Source organism: Flavobacterium sp. KKT103 (genome assembly GCF_055640565.1).
The window spans coordinates 1,986,846-2,013,090 of record NZ_CM145766.1; the positions used below are offsets into that span (position 1 = coordinate 1,986,846).

The following is a 26,245-nucleotide window of genomic DNA, read 5'->3' on the forward strand; positions in this document are numbered from 1 at the left end:
AGAATAGAACGAGTTTTGTTCCTCACTAATGGAGAATGGACCATTTGTTTAAAATGGCGCTATTTAATCCCATTCAAATTCCTATTTTTTCCTGTGTTAAAGTCGGTATAACTTGTATATTTGAGTTCGCAGAACGATCAATTGAAACTACTATGAATATTCCTCAGTCTAAAAATCCCCGAATCGTAATTATAGGTGGCGGTTTCGCCGGTATCGCTTTAGCGAAACAACTCAAAAATAAAAACGTACAAGTTGTATTGCTAGACCAGCATAATTACCATAATTTTCAGCCTTTATTGTATCAAGTGGCAACAGGCGGTTTAGAAGCGGGTTCAATTGCATATCCTATTCGTAAGGTGATTCAGGAATACGATGATTTTTATTTTAGGTTAACCACTGTTCAAGAAATTGACACTGCTAACAAAAAAATAATTGCCGAAATTGGCGAACTCTATTATGATTATCTTGTTATTGCAACGGGTTCAAAAACTAATTTCTTTGGTAACAAGGAAATCATGCGCAATAGTATGTCTATGAAAACCATACCGCAAGCGCTTAATATTCGTAGTTTTATTTTAGAAAACTTTGAGCAAGCAGTGTTAACTACTGATAAAGTAGAGCAAAATAGCTTGATCAATTTTGTACTCGTAGGTGGCGGACCAACAGGTGTAGAACTGGCAGGTGCTTTGGCCGAAATGAAAAAAGCGATCCTTCAAAAAGATTATCCCGACCTCGATATATCGAAGATGCAAATTAATTTAATTCAAAGTGGTGATCGCATCCTCAATACCATGACTGAAAAATCATCAGCAGCAGCTGAACAATTTTTAGTAAATCTAGGAGTCAAAGTTTGGAAAAATGTACGGGTTACCAATTACAACGGGCGCACGATCACCACCAACTCTGATTTGGTTTTTGATACTGCAACCGTAATTTGGACTGCAGGAGTGCAAGGAGCCGTTGTTGCAGGTTTAAATGGGGATGCCTTAGTAGAACGTGTGGAGCGTATTCGGGTGAATGAATTTAGTCAAGTAAAAGGATATACTGATATTTTTGCAATTGGCGACATCGCTTCAATGGAAACTGCTGATTTCCCACAAGGCCATCCTATGATGGCGCAACCGGCACTACAACAAGGAGCGTTATTAGGTAAAAACATTATTCGTTTAATCGCTGGTAAACAGCTAGAGCCGTTTACCTATAACGATAAAGGATCTATGGCAACCATTGGTCGTAATAAAGCAGTAGTCGACTTGCCTAACTATCATTTTAGTGGTGTTTTTGCCTGGTTTGTTTGGATGTTCGTCCACTTATTTTCGCTTATAGGATTCAAGAATAAAGCCGTAGTTTTTCTGAATTGGGTATACAACTACATTCGTTTTGACCGCGAAGGTCGATTAATTATCAGGCCTTTTAGAAAACGTAGTTTTACCACTTTTACGAGTGATGAAATTTAAGGGATAAACCTTTAAGTAGAAAATGACTAAAAAAATACAAACATATTCGGCTGAAGAAGTTCTTGAGATTTTCATAGAGCAACATAGACTTTGCAGTCCACTTGATCCAGAAGCAGACCGGTGGGCAGAAATAACAGCCGAAATGTCAATAAGAGAATGGAGATGGGCTAACGACTTATTAGAATGGAAAAATCTAAGTGAATTTCTTAATCAGGAATTCCGCATTAATATACCAGATAATAAATGGTTTGAAGCTTTAGAACCAGCTAAAGCTAAAAAGCTTAGTGGTGTTTGCACGCTAATTAGCAATTATGCTGTTAAAGATAGTTACGAAGCAAAAAAACTTTTTGGAACTCCGTGTATTAAAGCAGGCCTGTTTTTGACAATAAAAAGAAACTTAGAAAGAAAAGGTGTTGATGTTTCAGAACTAAAACCATCTTCAAATTTAGCAGAGTTCCTAAATAAATATTTTTCACCTGTCTTAGAGGAAATTACTTTGACGGGAGCGAAGGGAATAGAAATAAGCAAAACGAAAACAAAAAATGAAATAACAAATAAGGGATTTTGGAAATCTTTTAAAATGGAACAACAAGAATTAGTCCTTACCGATCTGAAAACTTTTCGAGATCTTATGGAAAAAATAATTGAAAATACAAATCGAAACTTTGGATAAAAGCGGATTATATAGAAGGCTAGAAAAAAGCTTAGTTGAGATTTTTATTCCGTAGGAAAATCTAATTGTTAGATAAGTTAGGCCTGTATACTAAATTGCGATTGTAAACGTTAAAGTTCCTCTGTTTTGTAATAATTCACCATTAAGTCAACAAATTTGCTATAGCTATTGATGCCGTCCTTTTGTTGGTTTATTTTCAAGAAATTATCGTAAAATACATGAAACCCTTTGTCGATAAAGCTTTCGTATTGATTCCAAAAATCATCTGTTTCTTTATAGTTTTTTATAATACCAGGATGAATTGTTTTTAGTAATCTATTAAAAACTACTTCATCTCTTCCTTGCCAGTTGTACAAGCAATAGCGCAACGCAAAACTGTAACCGGAATATTTCATGTACAAATCATCATTTTTTATAGTAGCTAAAAAACCAATAAAATTGCATTCACTTTCACTTGCAAATCCTATTTGGTGTGCCATTTCATGTGAGGTGGTCATAGGTGAACTGTAGCGAGGTAATAAGTAATTCACTTGAGCTTCATTCGTAAACGGATTTAAATAACCTCCAAAACCCATATAGGTGAGTGGTACACTAAATAAGGAGTTCTTAACACTTAGGTCTTTGTACTCAAAAAAAGGATGTTGTTTTGCTAGATTTTGATAGCCTTTTAGATTGATATCCCATTCTTTTTCTGGAGTATATGGAAACACGACTGCTAAGCTATCATTATTTGTAAGCTTCAGTTGAACTGCATTGGTTTTTAGAATCAGTCGTTGAGTGAATACTAATAAATCAGGATCGCTGTATTCTCTTTCGATTTTTAATTTCTCAAATAAGGGTTGGCGGTAATAATTGAGCGCCCAAAAAAAATGAAAGAAAAAATAAAAAACGGAAACAAAACTAACTAACTGTAAACCATTATTTTTCCAATTAACTTTCCAAGTTTTTCTCGTAGTCCAAAACCAGCGCAAGAGTAGTCCAATCAAAATAAAATACAAACAATCACCCACTGAAAACGGAATAGGTCCTAAAACCAGTCTTGATAATCGCGAAACATGCGGAAACAAACCCGTGCTGTAATAGCGCTCTACAGTTTCAGGAAAATTTGCGATAATCTGTAAAAAGATAATTTGAAGTACTAGAAAAAGCGGTAAGACATATTTTGATTTCACTTATCGATGATTAAAGTTGAAGGTACTTGTCGAAAGCGGTAAAGATAATTTCTTTTGATTTGAATGGGAATTTAAAAAATAGTTTATTTCCACTGATGTCTTTCCATAGTCGTTGTTATATGTGCTAAATGATGATTAGAATGCCATGCATACATCGCTATGTATTCAGCTATTCTAATTTTAGGAGTATGATCGGGGTGAATAAATTGCAAATCATATTGTGCTTCTGTTAATCCTTTTAATACAACCGTCCATCGCTCATGTATCCCTTCAATCATTTTTAAAGAAGGGGAAATGGGCATATGTATCGAGTCGGATAGGGTAGCCCAATTGGCTTCATCATAGGGTTTGATTGTGGGTTCATTTTCTGTTAAAGTCAGTTTTAAACGTATGAAACTATTCATATGACTATCGGCACAATGATGTACGACTTGCCTAATGGTCCAGCCATCGGGGCGGTATGTCGTATCTAGTTGCTCCTCAGTTAATTGCTTTACTTCGTGTGCTAATCGTGATGGAAAAGTAGCTATTGCTTCAATCCATTCCGCTATTTGCGTAGCGGTAATGGTCGAAGGTAGCTCAAATTTACCAATGGGATATCTTAGCTCTTCTGCATTCATTAAAGTGAATTTTTAGAAGTTCCAAAGTAGCTATAATATTTGACATTTGGCACTTTCTTACTTTTTTAATTTGTTTTTCAAAAGATCGTAAGCCATGTTGATATTCATGCAAATATAGTCTTCTTGAACTAAATTAGGAATAATGCCTATGGCATTCATTTTGTCTTTGGGTTGCTCTTGTAGCCCCACTAAAATGACTAGAATTTCTTTATTTTTTAAATCAAATAAGACATTTTCTAGTGCATACAATCCCGATTGATCAATATAGGGAACGCGATCCATTCTGATCACTAAAGCTTTGGTATTGGCATCGCGTTTATCGGCCATGGATAAGAACTCTGAGGCAAAACCAAAAAATAAGGGTCCATATAGATGTTTTATATACACACTATTTTTAAATTCGGTATAAAGCGCTTTTTCATCTTCCCATATTTCTTCTCCAAGCGAATCTTCTAAAGATTTTATACTGGAATATTTTTCGGCCAAATCGCCACTTTTTTTCATAAAAAGTACAGAAGCAAGAACGATTCCGATACCAACCGCATAGATTAAATTACCAAATGTGGTAATAAGCAAAACTAAAATCAGTACAAACGAATCTGATCGGGGTACTTTTAGCAAGTGTTTTAACGCTTTGTAGTCTATAATGTTAAGTCCTACGGGAATCAGAATCCCTGCTAATACCGGAATAGGAATGTAAGCAGCTAAAGATCCCGCACCAAGTAATATCACAAGAAGGAAAAAGCCGTGTATTGCACCAGAAATACGTGTGGTACCCCCTGAATTAATATTAATAACGGTCCCTTTAGTTGCACCAGCTCCAGGAATTCCTCCAAACAAAGCTGCTATGGCATTTCCAATTCCTTGTCCTATCAATTCTCTATTGCTATTGTGTCGGGTTTTAGTAATATTATCAGCGATGACTGAAGTTAATAAAGAGTCTATTGAACCTAAGGCAGCTAAAACAATAGCATATTCGACAATTATAGCATAGGCTTCAGTTGGAATACTGAAAAAACCATTTATCTTAAGTTCAGGCATACCCGAAGGTATTTCTCCAATAAGTGGTACATCAATTTTAAATAAATAGGCAACCAGCGTAGCGACTACAAGAGCTACCAATGTACTCGGGATCTTTTTAGTGATTTTAGGGAAACTGTAATAAATTAAGATTGTAAGTGCGGCGATTCCAATCGCGGCTACATTGGTGTTAATGAAAATATCGGGTAAATTTTCTATCACCGCCACTGTAGATTTAGGCGAAGACAGCCCAAAAAACGGAAACAACTGAAATAAGATTATAATGAGTCCAACTCCGGTCATAAAGCCAGATATAACGGGATAGGGAAAATATTTGATGTAGGTACCAATCCTTAAAACCCCAAAAAGTATTTGAAAGATTCCACTCAGAAAAAAGGTAAGCAAAATAATGGGCAGCGCACTGTCGATATCGCCAAATTTACTAATTGCAAGAGCGACTACTGAAGCAGATACTACAGTCATTGGTCCTGTAGGACCACTGGCTTGTGTAGCTGTTCCGCCTAATAGCGCAGCAAGTATTCCCAATATAATTGCACCATACAGTCCTGCAATAGCACCAAGCCCTGATTGTACACCAAAGGCAAGCGCAAGTGGTAAGGCGACTACCCCTGCTACAATACCTCCGTATAAGTCACCTTTTAAGTTTTTAAAGTCGTAAAATTTGTTAGTCATATAGTATGTATTAAGGTTAGTTGATTTGTTGTAGCGCTTAGTAAAAAGTCACTTCGCCGCTGGTTACATCGTACAGTCCTCCAACAATTTGTACGTTACCTTTACTTTCCAATTGTGCTATAATGCTACTTTCTTTCCGTATTTGATCCATAACAATTTGTATGTTGTTTATTGTTACATTGTTTACAAATGGTTCGTTACTTCCTGTTCTATTTGTTACTATTACTTTTTCGGCATCGATGGCTGGTTTTATTTTATCTAAAAGTTGTGTAAGATTACCCATTTTTACAGCATCGCAGGCACCTACTATTGCTCCGCATTTAGTATGGCCTAGCACTAAAATAATTTTAGTACCTACTACTTTGGTGCCAAATTCCATACTCCCCAAAATATCATCATTTAAAACATTACCAGCAATACGAATACTAAATATATCACCTAAACCTTTATCAAAAATAAGTTCTGCTGAAGTTCGGGAGTCCATACAACTTAGTATGGTGGCTATAGGAAACTGACCTTCGCTAGTTTCTAATACTTGTTGTTGTAAATTGCGATTTGCTTTTAAGTTTTTAGCAAACCTTTTATTTCCTTCTTTAAGCATTTGTAGGACTTCCTCTGGACTAAGATTTTCTTGAGTTTCTTTAGATTGTGTTTTCATATTTATCAGTGTTTAGAGTGGTTTAGGATTGTAATTAGACCAATAAGTTACAAAAAATAACCTAAATAACTAGCTGATAATGTGATGTATTCTGTTTTTTATCGTTTTCTTAAGAGTAAATTACGAACCAAAATAACTGTTTTACTTTAAAATTTGTGCTTGTAGTGGAGCTAGAATTAAGGTGTTTTTTATTTATTAAATTGCTACTTAAGTTGATAATGGCCCTGATTTTAGTAGTATCTATTTCTCGAATTAGATCCTTGATTCCTAAATTTGTGAAGCTTTTAGTTCTTGCTATTGGTATAAAAATAAAAAGTCCCAAGCATTAACTTGGGACTTAAAAACAAGAATCTGTTTATTTTATAAAAAGAAATACCCTACTGATACTTGTACAACACCGTTTTTATTGGTGGTATTTGCAACGCTACTAATATTAGATAATCCGAAATTATATCTCGCACTGAAATTAAGGCCGTTCTCAAGTTTGTAGCCTAGGCCCGCATTAACTCCAAAATCAACTTTTTTAAATAAATTTTTTACATCGGCATTGTCCGTTTTTGCAGAAAGTAAGAATCCTACTTGTGGACCTGCCTCAAGGCTCAGTCCTTTTGTTACGTAATATTTTCCCATTAGTGGAACGTTAAGATAATTTAGCGCTGCTATATCGTTACCAAAACTATATCCCTGACCTGAAAACAACACCTCAGGTTGGAATGAAATTTTTTCGGAAAGCGGAATTTCAGCTAAACCACCAAAATTAAAAGAAGTTACGGTATCGTAAGCATCTGAATTTTCTCCCCTAACGTTAGCAAAGTTCAATCCTGCCTTAGCACCAAATTTAATCTCTTGCGCATGACCGCTAGCAAATCCTAAAACTGTAAGTACAGCTACCAATAAAATTTTTTTCATAAAGTTAAAATTTAAGTTATTTTGTACAAATGAATGCTTTTTTGCGATACCAAAACTTTCCGTTTATACAATTTAACTTACTTTTAACCAAATTTAACACTACTTTTTAATGGAACTCAATTGAAGTGCTGCAGTTAAGCTGTTTGCTGTTTTTTTAAGATTATTAAGTACAAAAAGCAGTGAGTGAAATGGTAAAAGACGCTGATTTTGTTGCAACTGTTTTACGAAAAATCAATATTGAATTTTGCTGAGGAGGTTCATTAGCACGAAATCCTGCGGATTCAAATTAATGTAGAAATCAAAATTACGGACTGCTTTTAAGGTGTTAAGCTTTTATTTCGGTTTGTAATTGTCGGCCTTCTGCTACTGCTTTTTTATCCATTCGAGCGCCAATTAGAACGCCAATACCCATTCCTATAGGTAAACCGATTGCTAGTAATCCCATATTTTTAGCAATTGCCCCAATTGCAGCTCCAATAGGCAATCCAATGGCTGACATTCCAGTAACTTGCCATAGTTTTTGGTAGTAATCTTTTGGAACAATTTTAAGCTCTTTTTCTACTAGTTTTAAAATTGTAGTTTGCTTGGTTTTAATCAATTTTGATAAGCCATTAACAGTAACATCATGTTCGTTTACAGCTACAATATCTTGATTAATAGATGCAATCATTTCAGGAGTTAAATCCTTTTCAGCGAGTTCGTTCAAAAGTGAGCCAAGTTGCGTATGTTGTAGATACACTTTATTGTTTTCGTATAGTCGTTCTTTTTCTTTTAAGTCAAGTAGCGCCATGTGTTTTTCTTTCTTATTGTGTTAGTACGTCAATTGATAGGCCTAATGCAATAATGATTACATAAAAGGATATTGTCCCTAGTAGAATTGCAAGTATTGCTTTTGCATAATTTGCTATTTTTCTTTTTTCAAAAAAGTTACCTGTCGCCCAAGTCATGTAAATAAATCCGAGAATACCAGCTGCACTTATTAGTTTTATGTGAAATAGGCCTTGTAATAAAGCAAAAATAGCGAAGATTAGCATTGATATTCCTTGCACGAAGCACAACATAATTATGAGTTCATAAAAATTATATCCATACTTTTTAAAAAACAATTTTAGCCAAGGAGCAATGAATGCGGCCGTTAAAATACTGGTATATCCGTAATTGTTTTGCATCCAGGTGATCATTTTACCTACGTAGGAAGCTCCTATATCATGAACGGATATTAATTCTTCTTCGATATGAAAAAAATGACTAATCAAGGTATAAATTAGGGAAGTCAGAATGATAAAAATAATAGGCTTTATGAGACGGCTTCTATTTTCACTTAAGTACTTACGAATATTTTGTCCAGGCCTTGTAAGCAATTCTCTGATGGTATATAAAATACCACGTTCAAAATGTAAAACATGTTCTATTTCATGCATGATGTAATGACCGTCAATTCTTTTTAGTTGTGCGGGTTGTCCACAATTAGGGCAGAATTTAGTATTTAATTCTGTGCTGCAATTTGTACAAGTCATTTGGTTTTATTTTAATTTTGAGTTAGTCTTTTTTATTGTTTCGTTCAGTCGAATTATTGTTATGCTTTTTAAATGGTAAAATTTTTTTCTTCTTGTACAATTACGACAGTACAATAACAGCCTTAAATAGTAATGATTTTAAAATTTCAAAGATATAGATTATATCTTACAAGACTCTATTCTCCGCTGCAGCCTTGTTATCTAATCGTTGACCAATTAATAAACCGGCACACAACCCGAATGGTAAACCAAGTGCGGGACCTAAAGCGATATTTCCTAAAGCGGTTGCAATTGGCAATCCAAAACACATTCCTAGACCAATTCCTAAAGCTAAGTATTGGTTGGAAAAATGCTTTTTTTTAACCAAATTAAATTGCTGCTGTATGGTAGTTTGTAAATTAGTTATTTTGTTTAGCTGCTGTGATTTATAGTTTAATTTGCTGTCTTTAATTTTGATGGGCATATCATTTATGATAGCTTCCATCGTGGTTTGAAGACTAGGTTCGATAATCAAATTATCTTGCTCTATCTTGGAAAGTAGATTTTTCAAATAGTCGGTGTGAAAATTTCGTTTTTCCTGATCAGTATAATTAGCTGTTTTAGATTGTAGCGTAACCGCTAACTCTTTTGTCCAGTGTATCATAGATTTTTTATTTTGATTACTGCTTTTTTTTTAAAAACTATTTACGTTTAAATAAGGGTATGAAGCTGATTTAAAGTCTAATACTAGTCCGGATACTACTTGAAAAAATTTGGTACTAAAAGAACATTCTATTAAATTTCCAGCTTTTCAAGCGGCTGCTGCTACATATTATTGCCTCCTCCCATGAAATATCCTTAATGTATCTTCTTCGTGCTTTGTAGCATTCCAAATGATACCATACTTATCTATATAGGCTTCTAATGTATCTAACCCTATTTTGAGTCTTCTTTTATTTATAGATTTTGGATTTTTGATTGGCCAAACATAATACTTTTTATTTTCATCAATTTTTAATTGAGTGCCATAGGTTTGCATTTTATTACTGTTCACTGCAATTCGATCTTCTAAATAAGCCAAATCATTTGGGTATTGTTTACCATCATCAACTGCCTTTTTTATAAAGGGTAAATATTTTTTCTGAATCTCTAAATTATTATGCTGGACTATTGTAAATAAGGTGTTTACCCCATCTTCTCCAATTACCTCAGGTCCTAGCCATCCGTATTTATTGATGACATGTTCAAATTCGATAAAATTTATTGAATCAACTTCTCTTACTTTGATTCCATATTTTCTAAATTCATCTGATTGATCTCCATATTTTTGCATCGTTTCTGCAAATTCTTGTCTCACTTCTTGGTCTTTTTTGCTTATTTCTTTTAGTAATAAAACTAAGTTCTCATTAATTGTATTGTTTGCTAGATCTTCACTAATCTTGATTTTTTCAAGAAGTTTACTCCATTTTTTCTCGTCGTGCAAATTTTTAAATCCTTCTTCCTCTGCTATGTTTTTATAGTTTGTGTAAGTATCAAATATTCCTTTCTTAGAAATTTTTAATAACTGTTTGTAAGTAGATTTTTTATCATTGGAAAGTGAGAATGCAATTGCTGCATCAAAACGTATGTCTGGAGTTATTACATTTTCGTTTACTATTTTAAAAGCTTTTTTATAGTATTGATTTGCTTCGTTGTAATTACTTGATTCTAAAAAATCTTCAGCTATTTCAATAGTTTCATCATATGAAATTAGTTCTTGTGCAAAAACTGTATTAATACTTAAAAGTAGTAGAAAGATAATTTTTATTCTATTCATTTTTTTAGTTTGTGGTGTCTATCGTTGGAGCTTTTTTTGGATTCGAAGCAAGGTCGTATCACATTTGAGCTGGCTGGTAGTTCTAAAAAGGCTGATTTTCCTCTGAAATCTTATTGCTGGTGAAGGATTATTGCGAAAGTAGCTAATTTCTTTTCGTTTAGCTCTACTGCTGAAACTATTTGTTATTGTTCTTTAATCCAATTAATTACTAAATTAAGTGGTTGTTTATCCATATTATATAAAGAAGAGCCAGCTTTTCCGTTTCTATCTGTCAAATAATGATTTAAACCTTCAAATATTTCAATTTTAATATTTGGATTTCTAAAAGATTCTATCAGATTGGTTTCCTCTTTATAGTTGATAATAGTATTTTTTGTGCCCGTTAAATACAAAGTTTTTACAGAAGTTTGCTTCAAAGTCTCTTCAAGATTAGTTGTTATCGATTCAATAAAAAACGTATCGTATAGTAAGGCAATAAATCTTTTGTCAAAGCTACTTTGTTTGATGTACTTTTTTAGTTCACTTTTTAAAAATTCGTTCTTGAACTTGTTAGCTATGGCAATGTAACCATCGATAAAAAATAAAACCTCTTCTTTGGTCTTTCCTTTTCGCATAACTGCTGGTAAGCTGTTTTCATAATCTGCTTTAAATTGATTAATGATGAATGAACCATTTTTTAGTACTGGAGTTTCTATTAAAACGATAAAATCAGGGTTTATTTTATTTTGAATCATTTCCAGAGTGGCAATTCCTCCTAAACTGTGTCCAATAATCCCAATTTTTTTCTCCGGATACGTTTTCTGTAATTTTCGAAAAACAAAACTTAAATCACTAGATAAATCTCCTGCCAGTTCTGAATATTTTCCATCGGATTTACCTATTCCGCGTTCATCAAATCTAAAAACAGCACTATTGTTTTTGAGGATTTCTTCCGCTAAATAATAATGAGAATGTCGTGTATCTTTTCCGCTACCTGGAACAATGATAATAATTTTACCATAATCTGACTTTGGTTCAATTAACGTACCTGAAATGGTGATATTGTTATCTTGGTTTATCGTGTTGATTTCTGTCGTGTCGTAATTTTCGACAGTACTTATTTCCTTTTCGTACCCATAAATATTTTGTGCATTTGAGTTGCAAGAAAAAAATAGTACAATCATTAATACCGTGTTTTTCATAAATGGTTGTAATGTTTTGCTGCGTTAAGACTATACGTTTTTAACTTATTTGCATTAAAAATAAAACGTGCTTTCACGACTTATTTTTCTATACACCTTATATTTTGACTAGCTCTACTCTTCTGTTTTTTGCCTTGTCGGTTTCAGAATCGTTAGAAACCAATGGCTTTTCACTTCCATAGCCTTTCACTTGTAAACGTGAAGATAGAATTCCAGCGGTAGTCAATACATTAAATACAGTAGTTGCTCTTTGCTTTGAAAGTTCTTTGTTATGTTGGATTTCTCCAGTATTATCCGTGTGTCCTTCAATAGAAAGTTTTAATAATTTATTGTTCTCCAATAGTTTTGTAATTTGCTCCACGAGTTGTTTACCGTCTGCTTTTAAAGTTGCTTTATCGGTATCGAAATTGATGTAAAGGATAGCTTTCCCTTTTTGATCTAACTGTTTTTGAATTTCAGCAGCAGGAATAATAGTCATTTGATTTTTAAATTCTTTAACTTCCAAAATAGTTATAGCCGCACTTTCGGAGCCTATATTGCATTGTATAAAAATGCTTTTATCTCTTGTACGTATTACATAGGTATGTACATTTTCTATATTTACGCTCGAGTGCGTATATTCATTTGCAAGTGCATTCTTGTCAATACTGTCTAGGCGGTTATTTTCTCCAGGTTGTAATCGTTCCGCGTTATTGATTTTTTCACCTCCCATTTTTAAAATAAGGTCATCAAAACTCTTTTGCAATTCTAATATTGAAAATTTTTTATCTTTAAAATTTTCGTCATCAACCCTTATTGTTGCTTTATAAGTTTTGCCATCCATTGGGAAATAGATACCTCGGTTACAAAAATATTCTCTGTCGACTTCTTTGGTTTCCCCTTGTCCGTGGTATTTTCTTGGGTCATTAAAAACATAGCCTTCTGGCAGTTTAAAAAAAGGAAAAGTTCCTTCTAAATTTTCTGATAATTTAATTTTATTAATATCAAATTTACTGTCAGGAGATTGTATCTGCTTATCGTCAGTTTCTTTAACAATTACTTTATCAACTGCAGCTGCTTCATCATTGACCTTGTTTTGATTTTCTTTGCAAGAGGTAAGCATAGTTAGTACTACGATTAATCCTAAAATGTTTTTTTTCATCTTTTATTATAGTAAGTTAGGTATATTTTTTTATTTGTTTTAAGTCTTTGATAATAATGTTTTGCTGTTTGAGTAAGGCTAAAAGCTTTTCTCCGCTTAATTTTTAGCGGAATAATAACATGATTCGAAATGCTAATTAATAGCTCCATAGTAGACTTACAGACTTGATTTTCTCCATTTGTAAAGTAGTAATCTTCTTCGATCGTCAATATCATTCACTCTAATTTCGGTTACGTCTTCGATTTTAAATATAGATGTTCCTAAATCCTCGCCATTTTTCGCTACACAATTCAGTATAAAATCGTCCTCAGATATGTCTTTTACAAAACCACTAAAAAATTCATTTCCATTAATTTCAATGCTTGCCATTTCAGTTTTAGCGTTGTAGAGTTGCAGTAATGCGTTATACTGCCAATATCCGGATTGATTTAAGTCTATATGAAAGGTAGAGGGTTTGTCAATTATGTCAGAATATTGAATTAGGCATTCCATTACTTTAGTGTAATCATCATTAAAGTCGATGTTTTTAATGTTTGAAACCCTTATAAAAATGATACCATCTTGTTTACCAAATCTAGTGAAATGTCTAAATCCAATGTACTCGTCATTGATCTCTGTGATATAACCAACAATAGATCCTTTATCGTTGTTGTATTGCCAAATCGAAATTATTTCCTTGTTGTCTTTCGATTTTTGCAAAATCGACTGCAAAATACCTGTTTTCATTTTTTGTGTATGCTTAGATTGGTTAAATAGATTTTTAATGAACTGTATCATTTTAAGATTTTTAATTGCTTTTTAGATCGTATTGTTTTCATCTTTTTTAGAAGCTAATTCCTTTTGTTCTTTTGCTACTTTTTCTACCCACTCTTTTTTATTTGGGTCATTGATAGCTAAATCGTAAAATTGGATTGCCTTATCAAAATTCCCACTTCTTCTTGCCATTTCAGCGATCAAGTAGTTGATATTAGCTATGACAGTTTTGTCCTCGTATTCGTTTTTTGTTAAAGCAGTAATTAAATTCTCAGAAGCTTTAGTTTGAAGCTCTTTTCGAAATGCATCTTGTTTGGTTTTTTCGCGCAGTAGGTAAGATCCTGTCACATAACAAAAAGCAATCTCTCTATTTGGCTTTTTTTGCAATTCCTTGATTTCTGCTGCAATTAAACATTCTCTTGCATCATCAATTTTGATTTTTTCCAATTTTGCCAAATAATCTTTAATTATCGATTTTTCGTCTTCATTTAATGTTACTTTAAAGTCGTCTATATATCCGGAAAAATGACATTTAGGACAGCTATTTATTAATTCTTCATAATGGCTTCCAATGGCACCTTGACTTTGAAAATCTTTAGTTGTACCAAAAGTAGACATACTCATTGTTACACAAAACGAAACTTCTTGATTATCTATTGGACATTTTACGGTTTCATTTTCACAAGTATGTGCATTAACGAAATTTTGTCCTGCTAAAAGCACTAGAACTAGGATTATCAATTTTTTCATAGGTAACTGTGTTTGTGTTTGGTTTGAATAATTTACTCTTCGCTGCAGTGATTTAGTTGTGAGTTTGTAATCTATTAATTTAACGATTAAAGATAATTTGTTCCTGTACGCTAATTAAAATGCGCTTCATCGCTATCTAGTTCAGTACTAGCTGCTGCTCTTTAATTTCAATATTGTGAGTTCCCGTATGGGTTTGTCATTATCTGTTTTTAGGACAATGTAATACCATTTTTCATTGGTAACATCTACCTTAAATACTGCATTTTGTTTGTGGTTTTTTACTGCTGTTTCAAACTCGGGAACCATCATTCCTTCAGTAAACCAACCTAAATCGCCATTTTTATTACTGTCCATTGTATATTTATTCGCTAAATCCGAAAACGGAATACCATTGCTGTATTCCTTCAAGATTGTAGTTCTTAATTCTTCAATTTTTGCTAATGGTGTTTTATTCGCGTCTAGAAAAATATAACTAACTCGAAATGCCATTGTGTTTTTCTCAAAAAGTATTTTGTAAGTAAAATTTAAATCTGAAAATACTTCACCTGCTTTTGCTTCAGCTACTTTATTTGCGAAAGCATCATTTTCAATTTCCGGGTGAATGCTTAATAGTTCAGCTTCAAAAAGTGGATTTTCTATCGCTAAATTCTGAGCCTCTTCAATCGTATTTACTTTTAATAACTGCTCTGTAATCGATTGAGAAAAGGATTCGATTGAAACAAAAGCAAGTAGAAGTAGAAAGAGTGTTTTCATATTTATGGTTTTAATTATGGCTGGAACTTGATGCGAAAGGTAAACGTGAATTTACCACATATCTCGCCATTTATGCAAACCGCTGTGCTTGTTGCACAACCCAAAAAACAGTAATGCTAGTCAAAAAGTGTAAAATTAAAAAAAATGATATTCAATTGATTTATAATACTTTGTAAATTCACTATTTATTAAAACTAATCAAAATTAATCAAAAAGCCAGTTATGCAACAAGCACCGGTGTTGGCAGATCGTTTTTACTCTTTCTTTAATGACATATTGTAGGTAACATTCAGATACATTTCATTTAAATATCCAGTTTCACCATTATAAAAAACTTTCCAATATCCATTTTTGTTTCCAAATACCCTAATAGTTGCATTAGCGGGAATGGTTATAATAAAATCAGATATAGGACTATCACTACTCCTCAATTTTCCTTCAATTTTCATTGTGGTAATTTCATAATTTTTTGAATTTGAATTTGACTGGATATTTCCATTTTGCATTGTGGACATATTAAATGTAATGTTTAAATACATTCCATTTAAATATCCAGTTTCACCATCGTAAAAAACTTTCCAATAGTCATTTTTGTGTTCAATTACTTTAATTGTTGCATTAGCAGGAATATGTTTAATAATACTTGACATAGGGTTATCACTGCTTCTTAATTTACCGTCTACTTTCATAGTAGTTGTATAGTCATTAGAACTTTCTCGGTTAGTACTGGAACCATAATCATAATTTTCTTTATTTATATTATGTTCACCTCCAAAAATTAAAGTATTGTTGGAATAATCAAATGAAAATTTTCCTATTTTACTTAAAGCCGATTGTCCCAATAGTAATGGAGATGATGTTGAATGTACAATGGAAGCATTAACATTATATAAATATTTATTTCCAATTTTTATTTTTCTTAAATTAATTGTAGTACCCTCTACAATATCTCCGTTTGCAATTTGATAGTAAGTTGAACCTTTTATGTCGGTTTGTGATAAGTAATTGTTCTTTAACATAAATATTGCTTCGGTTAATGAAATTGAAACATCACTTGCTCCAGTGTCAAAAATAAATCTTAATTGCAATCCGTTTACTTCACAAGGCATTGTGTAAATTCCATTTTCGCTACTCATTTGAACTATATCTTGAGAAAAAGAAGGAGTAGTAGATATAATAAATAAAAATATTATGTATTTCATTTAGTTGTTAAATTTATGCGGTTTTTCAAAATGTCTGCCAACGTCAGACTGTGAATAAACTCAAAAAAACCTCCTGAGAATCGGTTGTATGAAATTTTTCTCCGAGAGGTATCCGAATACCTTCTCTTTTTTGACTTAGTTTTTTCACGGACTGACGTTTTGCGGCTTCATGAAGTGGCGAACTTCGTAACCGATTTCTTTCCACTAAGATAGAATATCATTGGGAAATAAATTTGTCATGCATGCACATTTCTCGCCATTTCATGAAACTGCTGTTATGCTTTCGGGCTTTTTGAATGTCAGATAATTGCATTGATATTCTATATTGCCTTTTTGTATTTATCGAGAACTGCTGCATTACTTATGTCTGTATAAATATTGTCTAACATACATATTATTTCAACATGCAAAACTTCATATTCTTGTTTGTTTAAAGGTGGTTGATTTCCGTGTGCTATATCATTTCTATATTTTAATAATTGTTTGTCAATTAGATTTGACTTAAGGTCATAATTAGTAATGTCCAACCCAATTGTTGCAAATATTTCTTTTAAAATTATTGAGTTTAAGTTTGATTGTGTCTTAATAGATTCGGTTTCTGAAAACGAAGCTCTTTCATTAAGATTGTTTTGAAAAAAGTCAACAAATTGAACATGTGTTGTTGCTTTATTTGTCATTGAAAATTCGGTTATTTTTTGTTTAAGAGATAATGCCAAAATATTTGAATTAACTTGATTGAGATTTAGTTTTTGAAATTTAATATAAGTTAAATAACTCTCTGCTGAATTTTTCACAAAGCCTTCCCAATGAGCATATAACAATACAGATGCACAACGTAATGCAGTTGGTAGATTTTTTGAATTTGCTGTTTTAACATTGTTGTATAATGTCGTCAGTTCCTTTTTTCTCCAAGCCAAGTCTGCTGTTAAATAATCAATTAATTCCTCCTTACTTCGTACTTTCATGGACGCAAAATATTTTCTCCCAATGGAAGAAGGGTTGGAACTCTTGATGTAACATTTACACCAGAACCATATCGCGCCTGAAAACTACCATCTGCCCATATTTCCTTTACTTTAGAAATCAATGAAGCCTTAACATTTTCATTATATTCAATCGCTGTCCACTGTTCGATGTTCTTGCCAAGTCCAATTGCAATTGCCTCAAATGCAGCAACTAAAAATTTACCTTCAAACCTACCTTTAGCTTCACTGTATTTTTGAAATGTTGAGTCAGCAAATACATTGTCAAGTAACAAAAATGTCTGACGGAATTTTATTTCCATTTCGTCCCGATTAAATTGAGGGTCAGCAGCAATAGTAACCATCTTATTTGTAACAAACTCGCTAAAATCGGTAACGCTTTTTACTTCATTTGGGTCTATTATATTTAAAATTATAAAACGAAGTGCAAGCTCCATATTATATTTTTCTCTAACGAGTCTATCTGTTATTGAAATTGTATTTAGAAAATGTTCATCATCAGCAAGTGCTTTCAGCCATTCGTAGAAGGATTTGTCAAGCATAACCAATAGGCAGTTTCTTACTTCCTGGTCAGACAATTTTGAACCAAGAGTATTTAATCTTTGAAACAATTCAAATTTTATAGAATCATCACTCTCTTTTTTTACAATTTTCACATCAATTTTTTCCCTCTTAAATGCAATTCGCATTGCAGGATCTAAAGAATTTGCGGAGTCCGCATCATTCTCCCAAACTTTTCCTTCTAACGATGGAAGATAATCTGTTTTTACAAGTGTACTTGCAGGTAATGCTGCTTTGTTTTCATCTTTAAGTATGCCAATGAATTCAAAAATTGTGGAAAGTCTTTGCAGTCCGTCAACAACATCCCAAACACCGTCCTTTCTTTGGGAAACAAAAATTGATGGAATAGGTATACCTAGTAAAATACTTTCTATAAGTTTCGTCCTTTGAGTCGGTGTCCATCTAAAAAATCTTTGAAACTCAGGATGAATATCAAGTTCTCCATCCTTATATAAGTTTATAAGTTCTCCAATTGACATCGGATAACCATCAGTGCTTATGTCTTTTTTCTTGATTTCAATTTCGTCTTGTAGTGCCATTATATTTTGATTATATTATTTATGTCTGTTTTATTCTATTTGTGTCGTTATAGCCTGACACATAACTCATCAATAACACCAAATATACACATCTTTCCCACAAATGCACCGTTTGAACTCAGTTTTTTCTTTCTTTTGTACCTGTGGTTGTAGGCAGTGGCTAGCGTGAGGGATAGCAGCTAGCTACCGAAGTAGCGCGAATAGCCCGACAGCAATCTAGAAAGGGCTTTTTATTTACAACTATTGGTTAGCCCTTTTTAGATTGCTGGCACGCCCTAAAAATTATCGTTTTTTGCGGATTTATTAGTTTCTTGGGGCTATAAGCTGTTTAAACTTTGTAACTTTGGATTTTAATACATTTTAAGTCAAAAACCGATATATGAGTCAAGAAGTAAGAAATCTAGAACCAAAAGAACTTTGGAATAAATTTGCTGATTTAAATGCCGTTCCGCGTCCGTCTAAAAAGGAAGAGCGCGTGATTGCTTTTATGAAAAACTTTGGGGAAAGCCTGGGTTTAGAAACGTTTGAAGATGAAATTCGCAATGTAATCATTCGCAAGCCGGCGACGGCAGGAATGGAAAACCGCAAGCCAATCGTTATGCAAGGTCACCTGGATATGGTGCATCAAAAAAACGGAGACACCACTTTTGATTTTGATGCACAAGGGATTGATATGTATGTTGATGCGGACTGGGTGCGTGCTCGTGGTACGACGCTTGGTGCTGATAATGGTTTAGGTGTAGCAGCAATTATGGCGGTTTTAGAAAGCAAAACGATTGCACATCCCGCGATTGAGGCTTTGTTTACGATTGACGAAGAAACCGGAATGACGGGTGCTTTAAACCTAAAAGGCGGAATCCTAAAAGGAGAGATTCTGTTGAATTTAGACACGGAGGAGGATGATGAAATAGACATTGGTTGTGCGGGTGGAATTGACGTGACGGCTCAGGCTGAGTTTGATGAAGAGGATACACCTGATGGATCAGTAGGATATAAAATTACGGTTAAAGGATTGAGTGGTGGACACTCTGGAATGGATATTCATAAAGGTCTTGGGAATGCTAACAAAATCATGAACCGCCTATTGTTTGACGGTTTTGATAATTTTGGATTGCAAATAGCTTCGATTCATGGAGGTAGCTTGCGCAATGCGATTCCGAGAGAAAGTGTAGCACAGGTCATTATTGCTTCGGTTTACGATGAAGCTTTTGTTTTTGACATGCAGCAAATTGTAAACGAAATCAAAACGGAGTTTAAAACGACAGAGCCGAAACTGGAAGTGGTTTTTGAAAAATTAGAGAAAGCGCCTGCTAAGGTAATGCCATCGATTGCTCAGTTTTATTTTGTTCGTGCGATGTACACGGCGCACAATGGGGTGTACCGCATGAGTGCCGACTTTGATAACTTGGTGGAAACGTCTAACAATATCGCCAAAGTGATTTTGGAAGAAGGTAAACTAGTCGTGCAGTGTTTGACACGCTCGTCAGTAGAGACGTCTAAGTTTGATTTGGCTAACGCCTTGCGTTCGGCTTTTGAACTGATGGGTTGTGAGGTTGAATTTTCAGGAGCTTATCCGGGATGGACGCCTAATGCACAGTCAGAAATTTTAGATGTGTTGGTACCAATATACGAAAAACAAAACGGAGACAAACCAAGAGTTGTGGCTTGCCACGCTGGTTTGGAATGTGGAATCCTAGGAACGAATTATCCGGATATGGATATGATTTCTTTTGGACCTACGATTCACGGAGCACACTCTCCAGATGAAAGAGCGAGTATTAGTTCGTCTCAGAAATTTTGGAAATTTTTAGTCGAAATTTTAGCTAACATTCCTGAAAAGGAATAAGCAGTAGTAGCGCTGTAAATAATAAAACCCTCGTTTAGTGATAAACGAGGGTTTTTCCTTTTAGTACTGTGGTATTGTAAAAGTGGTATTATTTATTGCTTTTCTCTAGGATGGTTTTAATGATTTCGCCTTTGTCCAAAACGCCTGATTGTCGCCACAATTGTTTTCCGTTTTGGAATAAAATCATGGTTGGCACACCACGCACTTGGTATTGTGCAGCGATTTGTTGGTTTTTATCGACATCAATTTTAATGATAGAAACACCATCACCCATTTGGTCTTTTACGTCTTTCAAGATTGGGCCTAGCATTTTGCAAGGTCCGCACCAAGTAGCGAAAAAATCGATTAAAACGGGTTTGTCAGATTGTATTAAAGTATCGAAGGAACTATTCATTTTTGCTTTTTTTAAGGGTTGGTACTTCGCATCCGTTCAAACCGCATCCGGTGTTAAAAACAGATTGGAAGATAAAAAATACCGCTATTATAGCAGCTACTATTTCACGATGCTGAATGGCTTGTTGCATGAAAAAAAGACCGATTACGAGTCGGATCCAGCGCATGCTGTGCCAATTGGTAAAAAGAAGTTGTTTCATGTTAGTACTTTTTTATTTTATATTTTTCATCGTAAGATACGATGGCTTGCAGTTGCGTTAAGGGAATTTCGGTTGTACTCACTATCAATACTTCAGAAAAATCAGTACTCATACTCACATTTTTAACTTCTTGGATGTTCATAAATGCAGCGCTAACCGTATCCATGCAACCGCTGCAGGTAATGCCTTCGAATTCATAAAGAGAAACTAATACATCACTGTTTTTTCTAAATTCGATAAACAATTCAGATTCTGCTCTTGGCGCAATTGAATTGGTGGCAACTGCTATGTGTTGCAAATGAAATGCCTGCTGAAATAATTTTTCGTATTCGTCTTTGCTTCCTCCAAAAGGCGGACTCACTTCAAAAGAACGATTGAATAAAAGACCTGCTAAAATTCCGTTTTGAGCTAACAGTTCATGCATTTTCCAAACATACTTTTGGCGTAGGCGAGGAGGTAAGGCACAAAAAAAGGTTTGCTCAATAATTATATCATACTGTCCTTGGTGTTCGAAAAAATCACCGCAAATCACTTTGATATTGGGATTGTTACCAAATTTATTTTGTAAAGCAGCCACTAAGGTAGGTGCGATATCTATTACGGTGATATTTGTAAAACCTTGTTCTAATAAGTAGGCTGCTTCGTACGTATTGCCACAACCAGGAATTAAAATGGCACTATCTTTATTGGATAGCGTATCGACACAGGATTTTAGGGGAGGAGAAACCTGCCCTAAATCCCAGCCTGTGGTATTATGTTGGTATTGTGTGTCCCAATAGTTGCCATCTAAAGGCTTGTCACATGAAACTGCACAACATTGATCCGTACTCATAATTTTTTTCTTTTTATTTTAAATAAGCAGTACTAAAGCACTTTACTTTGACAAACAAAATCTGTTTTAGGTATTGTTGTTTGAGCAATGGCGTTAAAACCACCGGCTACTTCTTTGAAATTTCTAAACCCACGCGCTTGCAAGATCGATGCCGCCATCATGCTACGGTACCCTCCTTGGCAATGCAAAAAGAAAGGTTCTTTTGGATCAATATCTTTAATCCAGTCGTTGATGTTAGATAAGGGTCTGCTATACGCTTCATCCACGTGTTCTGCTGAGTATTCACTTTCTTTACGAACGTCAATTACTTTGCTTTCTCCTATTTTTATTTCTTTTGCGAATGTTTCGGCAGTAATTCTGTTAACAGTATCAGTTTCCTTACCTGCTTTTTCCCAAGCTTCAAATCCACCTTCTAAGTGACCTACTAAATTATCAAAACCTACGCGGCTTAGTCTTGTAACCGTTTCTTCTTCTTGACCTAGTTCTGTAACCAATATAATAGGTTGTTTCACATCAGCGATTAAGGCACCAACCCATGGAGCAAAATCTCCATCGATACCAATACTGATCGATTGCGGAATAAATCCTGCAGCAAAAACACCATTTTTACGGGTGTCTAAAATCAAAGCTCCAGTTTCTTCCACCACTGCTTCAAAGTCGGCTACTTTTATCGCTTGCATTCCATTATTTAAAACCGATTCAAAGCTTTCGTACCCTTTTTTATTCATTGCTACATTCATCCCAAAATAAGCAGGAGGAGGTAGTAACCCATCGGTCACTTCTTTAATAAATTCCGCTTCAGTCATGTTAGCACGTAGCGCGTAATTTTCTTTCTTTTGGTTTCCTATAGTCGATACGGTCTCTTTGCTCATGTTTTTACCACAAGCACTACCCGCACCATGCGCAGGATAAACGATCACCTCGTCAGGAAGCGTCATGATTTTAGTACGTAACGATTTGTACAAAGTAGCGGCTAATTGATCTTGCGTCATATCAGCTGCTTTTTGAGCTAAATCAGGTCTTCCCACGTCACCAATAAATAAGGTGTCTCCTGAAAAGATTGCGTGTTCCTTACCTGCTTCATCTAACAATAGGTACGTTGTACTCTCCATAGTATGCCCAGGAGTATGTAACGCTTTTATTTTTATGTTTCCAATTTGGAACTCTTGATTGTCTGTCGCAATAATAGATTCAAACTCCGGTTTAGCCGTAGGACCGTAAACGATGGGCGCATCTGTTGCTTTACTCAAATCGATATGTCCTGATACGAAGTCAGCATGGAAATGAGTTTCAAAAATATATTTTAATTGTACCCCATCTCTTTCCAAGCGGTCCAAGTAAGGTTGTACCTCACGAAGGGGATCGATAATTGCGGCTTCACCATTAGAAGTAATATAATAAGCTCCTTGAGCTAAACATCCGGTATATATTTGTTCGATTTGCATGAGTGTAGTTTTATTTTAAATATTTGATACAAAGATAATTCTTGTATTGCGGTTGTACAGTGACTAATGTTACAAAGGTCAAAAAAACAACAATTGGGTTGCAATTAAATACCTTTTCTGTTGTTTTTCTTTGTCAAGCAAAGGTGTATCTTTTATAAAGTTGCAAATAAGATTACTAGCGTTCAACTCAGAACAACTCTTCCCTGTAGGAAGGATTACACGATTTTAAATCGTGTAATCAGGACGGGACTAAAAATCAAAAAAAATACCTCTTGCGATTACAAGAGGCATTTTTTTAACTATAATTTGCATAGCATCGTACATCTTTTTTATTCCTCCTCCGTCATGTGTGATTTTGAGTAACCCCTCCATTTCTCGATACAATCTTGAAAATCTTGCGGTAATTCGGTATCAAAACGCATCATTTCTCCAGTGGTAGGATGAACGAAGCCTAATGTTTTCGCATGCAGCGCTTGTCTTGGCAACGCTTTAAAGCAGTTATCAATAAATTGCTTGTATTTAGTAAATGTAGTTCCCTTTAAAATCAAATGACCACCATAACGCTCGTCATTAAATAAAGGATGTCCTATGTGTTTGAGATGCGCTCTAATTTGGTGCGTACGTCCGGTTTCTAACTGGCACGAAATCAAAGTAACGTAACCAAAGCGCTCTAGAACTTGGTAATGGGTAATCGCTGGTTTCCCAATTTCAGGATCAGCAAAAACGGCCATTTGCATGCGGTCTTTCAAGTGGCGTGCTAAGTTTCCTTCGATCGTTCCTTTTTCTTCTTCGACATTTCCCCACACTAAAGCAATGTATTCCCTTTCGGATGTTTTTGCTTCAAATTGCTTGGCTAGGTGCGTCATCGCCGCCTCTGTTTTAGCAATAACCAGTAAGCCTGAGGTGTCCTTATCAATACGGTGTACTAATCCTGGACGCTCGCTGCTGTTCATAGGCAAGTTGTCAAAGTGGTATGCCAAGGCATGCACTAAGGTTCCAGTATAATTTCCGTGTCCTGGGTGAACCACCATACCGGGTTCCTTATTAATTAACAACAAGGCATCGTCTTCGTAAACAATATTCAACGGAATATTCTCAGCGATAATATGATTCTCATACGGAGGATGTGTTAACATTACACGTACAATATCAAATGCTTTTACTTTATAATTCGATTTTACAATCGCATCATTTACAAAAATATTACCTTCGGTAGCGGCATTTTGGATTTTGTTTCGGGTCGCATTTTGAATCAGTCCCATTAAATATTTGTCAATTCGCAAAGGAGCTTGCCCTTTAGGAACTTCAAATTTAAAATGTTCAAATAATTCTTCTTCTTCTAATTCAACCGGCTCTATATTATTGTTCATTTGGTAATTCTTCTGATGTATTTCTGATGCTATCGTTAGCAATATCTTCTTCATAACTCGCTTTTCCGTCTCCTAAAACCAAATCAATTTTAGACGATTTCAAAACTTTATCTCCCGCTTTGATGCTTCTACCTTTGTAACGCATGTCAAGAACCATGTCTTTTCCTAGATTAGGAATATAGGTAATCGTACCTTCTTCTAAACCTAGCGCTCTCAGTGTTGGAACAGCTTCTCGGTATGTTTTTTCAATTAAATCAGGCACTTTCACTGATGAAAATCCGCTGCTATTAATTTTAATATAAACCTTACGTCCTTCTTTTACCTTCGCTCCCGGTAATGGATCTTGCTGAACCACACTGTATTTAGGATAATCGCTGCGGTAATCTAAACTATCTAGCAGGACATAATCTAAATCGATACCGTCTAATTTCTCTTCCACTTGCTCCTCAGTCAATTTGCTCAAATCAGGAACCGTAATTTCATTTCCGTGATTAGTAGTAAAGGTCAACCAGTGCATAAACAGGTAGCCTAACACAGCAATTATTAAGGCAGCAAGAAAAACTTGTGTAAAAAACACACGGCTAGTAAGGTATTTACGTAAACTCATAAATTTATTTTTATAATAGGGCAAAGATATAGCTTATTCGTTTCAAAAAAAATGATAATTTTGTTTAAGCTTAGAATACTAGTTTTTATTCGAAGCTATTCCCGCTATCCGCTTTATTCCCACCAAAAAAATGGTGGGCGATACCGCTGCTATCGGGGCTAAAAACGAACTGTTTTCAGAACATATAACTTAAACAAATGAAAAATATTGCCATTATCATGGGCGGTTATTCTAGCGAATACAAGATCTCTCTCATCAGCGGAAACGTAGTCTACAACAATCTTGATAAAAGTAAATACAAGGGTTTTCGTATTCATATTTTCGAGGAAAAATGGGTGTATGTAGATGATAATGAAACCGAATTTCCCATTGATAAAAATGATTTTTCAGTTACAGTTAATGGTACTAAAATTAATTTTGACTGCGTTTTCAATGCGATTCATGGAACTCCAGGCGAAGACGGACTCATGCAAGCCTATTTTGAACTGCTTAAAATTCCGCATACCTCTTGCGGTTATTACCAAGCGGCTTTGACTTTCAATAAACGAGACTTACTATCTGTTTTAAAACCATACGGAATTAAAACGGCCATATCCTATTACTTGAACAAAGGAGATGCTATCGATACTGCTGAAATTGCTGCCAAAGTTGGAATGCCTTGTTTCGTAAAGCCGAATAAAGCAGGATCAAGCTTCGGAATTTCGAAAGTAAAAACCGAAGATGAATTGCCAATCGCAATTGCAATGGCGTATAAAGAAGACGACGAAATTATTATTGAAAGTTTCCTTGATGGTACCGAGGTTTCAGTAGGAGTTATTGAATACAAAGGAGAGGTAGTTGTATTACCAATTACCGAAATTGTTTCCGAAAATGATTTCTTCGACTACGAAGCAAAATACCAAGGAAAGTCACAAGAAATTACGCCTGCACGCATCTCTGATGAAATGACTGCTAAAGTTGCAGCTATTGCTAAGCGTGCTTATGAGGTTTTAAAAATGAAAGGATTCTCACGATCTGAATTTATTTTGGTAAATGGTGAGCCACATATGTTAGAGATGAATACAATTCCGGGATTAACCACCGAAAGTTTGATTCCGCAACAAGCAGCTGCAGCCGGAATATCTTTGGAGGATTTGTTCACCAACGCTATCGAATTGTCATTTTAAGAAATTAAA

Annotated in this window: 27 protein-coding genes; 4 read left to right on the forward strand and 23 right to left on the reverse strand. The window is 34.6% G+C overall.

The genetic code is table 11. The annotated features are described in order from the left end of the window. Window positions 1-152 precede the first annotated feature (152 nt). Window positions 153-1,457 carry an NAD(P)/FAD-dependent oxidoreductase gene (locus ACZ2G0_RS08580; protein ID WP_470309838.1) on the forward strand — a complete coding sequence of 435 codons (1,305 nt, stop codon included), beginning with the start codon at window positions 153-155 and terminating at the stop codon, window positions 1,455-1,457. 22 nt (window positions 1,458-1,479) lie between these two features. Continuing rightward, window positions 1,480-2,130 (forward strand): hypothetical protein, encoded by a 651-nt coding sequence (locus ACZ2G0_RS08585; RefSeq protein WP_470307257.1) that lies wholly within the window; start codon window positions 1,480-1,482, stop codon window positions 2,128-2,130. 110 nt (window positions 2,131-2,240) lie between these two features. On the opposite strand, the gene ACZ2G0_RS08590 is transcribed toward ACZ2G0_RS08585, so the two are convergent. The 17 genes from ACZ2G0_RS08590 to ACZ2G0_RS08670 form a co-directional block, all read right to left on the reverse strand. Further along, window positions 2,241-3,302 carry a DUF3810 domain-containing protein gene (locus ACZ2G0_RS08590; RefSeq protein WP_470307258.1) on the reverse strand — a complete coding sequence of 354 codons (1,062 nt, stop codon included), beginning with the start codon at window positions 3,300-3,302 and terminating at the stop codon, window positions 2,241-2,243. A gap of 83 nt (window positions 3,303-3,385) precedes the next feature. Continuing rightward, window positions 3,386-3,922: a YfiT family bacillithiol transferase gene (locus tag ACZ2G0_RS08595; RefSeq protein ID WP_470307259.1), complete on the reverse strand. Its 537-nt coding sequence runs from the start codon at window positions 3,920-3,922 to the stop codon at window positions 3,386-3,388. A 57-nt stretch (window positions 3,923-3,979) separates the two neighbouring features. Continuing rightward, entirely contained in the window at window positions 3,980-5,635 is a 1,656-nt protein-coding gene (locus ACZ2G0_RS08600; RefSeq protein ID WP_470307260.1) for a SulP family inorganic anion transporter, read from the reverse strand. A gap of 37 nt (window positions 5,636-5,672) precedes the next feature. Then, entirely contained in the window at window positions 5,673-6,293 is a 621-nt protein-coding gene (locus ACZ2G0_RS08605) for a carbonic anhydrase family protein (protein ID WP_470307261.1), read from the reverse strand. A gap of 360 nt (window positions 6,294-6,653) precedes the next feature. After that, on the reverse strand, window positions 6,654-7,202 hold the full coding sequence (locus ACZ2G0_RS08610; protein ID WP_470307262.1) for a porin family protein: 549 nt from the start codon (window positions 7,200-7,202) through the stop codon (window positions 6,654-6,656). Between the two features lie 325 nt (window positions 7,203-7,527). Further along, the gene (locus ACZ2G0_RS08615) at window positions 7,528-7,992 is read right to left on the reverse strand and encodes a hypothetical protein (RefSeq protein ID WP_470307263.1); all 465 of its coding nucleotides are present in this window, start codon (window positions 7,990-7,992) and stop codon (window positions 7,528-7,530) included. Window positions 7,993-8,005: 13 nt separating this feature from the next. Then, on the reverse strand, window positions 8,006-8,719 hold the full coding sequence (locus tag ACZ2G0_RS08620; protein WP_470307264.1) for a DUF3667 domain-containing protein: 714 nt from the start codon (window positions 8,717-8,719) through the stop codon (window positions 8,006-8,008). Window positions 8,720-8,885: 166 nt separating this feature from the next. Continuing rightward, entirely contained in the window at window positions 8,886-9,362 is a 477-nt protein-coding gene (locus ACZ2G0_RS08625) for a hypothetical protein (RefSeq protein WP_470307265.1), read from the reverse strand. A gap of 168 nt (window positions 9,363-9,530) precedes the next feature. Further along, window positions 9,531-10,514, reverse strand: coding sequence for a DUF6624 domain-containing protein (locus ACZ2G0_RS08630; protein WP_470307266.1), 984 nt, complete (start codon window positions 10,512-10,514; stop codon window positions 9,531-9,533). Window positions 10,515-10,696: 182 nt separating this feature from the next. Beyond that, window positions 10,697-11,677 carry an alpha/beta hydrolase gene (locus tag ACZ2G0_RS08635; RefSeq protein WP_470307267.1) on the reverse strand — a complete coding sequence of 327 codons (981 nt, stop codon included), beginning with the start codon at window positions 11,675-11,677 and terminating at the stop codon, window positions 10,697-10,699. 115 nt (window positions 11,678-11,792) lie between these two features. Beyond that, complete coding sequence (locus ACZ2G0_RS08640) at window positions 11,793-12,836, reverse strand: OmpA family protein (RefSeq protein WP_470307268.1); 1,044 nt, start codon at window positions 12,834-12,836, stop codon at window positions 11,793-11,795. Window positions 12,837-12,992: 156 nt separating this feature from the next. After that, window positions 12,993-13,562: a hypothetical protein gene (locus tag ACZ2G0_RS08645; protein ID WP_470307269.1), complete on the reverse strand. Its 570-nt coding sequence runs from the start codon at window positions 13,560-13,562 to the stop codon at window positions 12,993-12,995. Window positions 13,563-13,634: 72 nt separating this feature from the next. After that, on the reverse strand, window positions 13,635-14,339 hold the full coding sequence (locus ACZ2G0_RS08650) for a DUF2225 domain-containing protein (protein ID WP_470307270.1): 705 nt from the start codon (window positions 14,337-14,339) through the stop codon (window positions 13,635-13,637). 147 nt (window positions 14,340-14,486) lie between these two features. Continuing rightward, window positions 14,487-15,092 carry a peptidylprolyl isomerase gene (locus ACZ2G0_RS08655; RefSeq protein WP_470307271.1) on the reverse strand — a complete coding sequence of 202 codons (606 nt, stop codon included), beginning with the start codon at window positions 15,090-15,092 and terminating at the stop codon, window positions 14,487-14,489. A gap of 254 nt (window positions 15,093-15,346) precedes the next feature. Further along, on the reverse strand, window positions 15,347-16,228 hold the full coding sequence (locus tag ACZ2G0_RS08660) for an SH3 domain-containing protein (RefSeq protein ID WP_470307272.1): 882 nt from the start codon (window positions 16,226-16,228) through the stop codon (window positions 15,347-15,349). A 386-nt stretch (window positions 16,229-16,614) separates the two neighbouring features. Then, window positions 16,615-17,259 (reverse strand): MAE_28990/MAE_18760 family HEPN-like nuclease, encoded by a 645-nt coding sequence (locus ACZ2G0_RS08665; RefSeq protein WP_470307273.1) that lies wholly within the window; start codon window positions 17,257-17,259, stop codon window positions 16,615-16,617. Beyond that, window positions 17,256-18,377, reverse strand: coding sequence for a GmrSD restriction endonuclease domain-containing protein (locus tag ACZ2G0_RS08670; RefSeq protein WP_470307274.1), 1,122 nt, complete (start codon window positions 18,375-18,377; stop codon window positions 17,256-17,258). The genes ACZ2G0_RS08665 and ACZ2G0_RS08670 overlap by 4 nt, the downstream gene beginning before the upstream one ends. A 379-nt stretch (window positions 18,378-18,756) precedes the next feature. Between ACZ2G0_RS08670 and ACZ2G0_RS08675 the strand changes: the two genes are divergently transcribed. After that, on the forward strand, window positions 18,757-20,223 hold the full coding sequence (locus ACZ2G0_RS08675) for an aminoacyl-histidine dipeptidase (RefSeq protein WP_470307275.1): 1,467 nt from the start codon (window positions 18,757-18,759) through the stop codon (window positions 20,221-20,223). 88 nt (window positions 20,224-20,311) lie between these two features. On the opposite strand, the gene trxA is transcribed toward ACZ2G0_RS08675, so the two are convergent. From trxA to ACZ2G0_RS08705, 6 genes are all read right to left on the reverse strand, one after another. Continuing rightward, window positions 20,312-20,617 carry a thioredoxin gene (gene trxA / locus ACZ2G0_RS08680; protein ID WP_470307276.1) on the reverse strand — a complete coding sequence of 102 codons (306 nt, stop codon included), beginning with the start codon at window positions 20,615-20,617 and terminating at the stop codon, window positions 20,312-20,314. After that, window positions 20,610-20,816 (reverse strand): hypothetical protein, encoded by a 207-nt coding sequence (locus ACZ2G0_RS08685; protein WP_470307277.1) that lies wholly within the window; start codon window positions 20,814-20,816, stop codon window positions 20,610-20,612. The genes trxA and ACZ2G0_RS08685 overlap by 8 nt, the downstream gene beginning before the upstream one ends. Before the next feature lies 1 nt (window position 20,817). Next, window positions 20,818-21,648: a methyltransferase domain-containing protein gene (locus ACZ2G0_RS08690; RefSeq protein ID WP_470307278.1), complete on the reverse strand. Its 831-nt coding sequence runs from the start codon at window positions 21,646-21,648 to the stop codon at window positions 20,818-20,820. Between the two features lie 32 nt (window positions 21,649-21,680). Further along, on the reverse strand, window positions 21,681-23,093 hold the full coding sequence (locus tag ACZ2G0_RS08695) for an MBL fold metallo-hydrolase (protein WP_470307279.1): 1,413 nt from the start codon (window positions 23,091-23,093) through the stop codon (window positions 21,681-21,683). 329 nt (window positions 23,094-23,422) lie between these two features. Beyond that, the gene (locus tag ACZ2G0_RS08700; protein ID WP_470307281.1) at window positions 23,423-24,463 is read right to left on the reverse strand and encodes an RluA family pseudouridine synthase; all 1,041 of its coding nucleotides are present in this window, start codon (window positions 24,461-24,463) and stop codon (window positions 23,423-23,425) included. Further along, window positions 24,453-25,070 (reverse strand): PASTA domain-containing protein, encoded by a 618-nt coding sequence (locus ACZ2G0_RS08705; RefSeq protein WP_470307282.1) that lies wholly within the window; start codon window positions 25,068-25,070, stop codon window positions 24,453-24,455. Before ACZ2G0_RS08705 ends, ACZ2G0_RS08700 begins: the two co-directional genes overlap by 11 nt. A gap of 197 nt (window positions 25,071-25,267) precedes the next feature. On the opposite strand from ACZ2G0_RS08705, the gene ACZ2G0_RS08710 reads away from it, so the two are divergent. Next, window positions 25,268-26,236: a D-alanine--D-alanine ligase gene (locus ACZ2G0_RS08710; RefSeq protein WP_470307283.1), complete on the forward strand. Its 969-nt coding sequence runs from the start codon at window positions 25,268-25,270 to the stop codon at window positions 26,234-26,236. The last annotated feature ends 9 nt before the right edge of the window (window positions 26,237-26,245 follow it).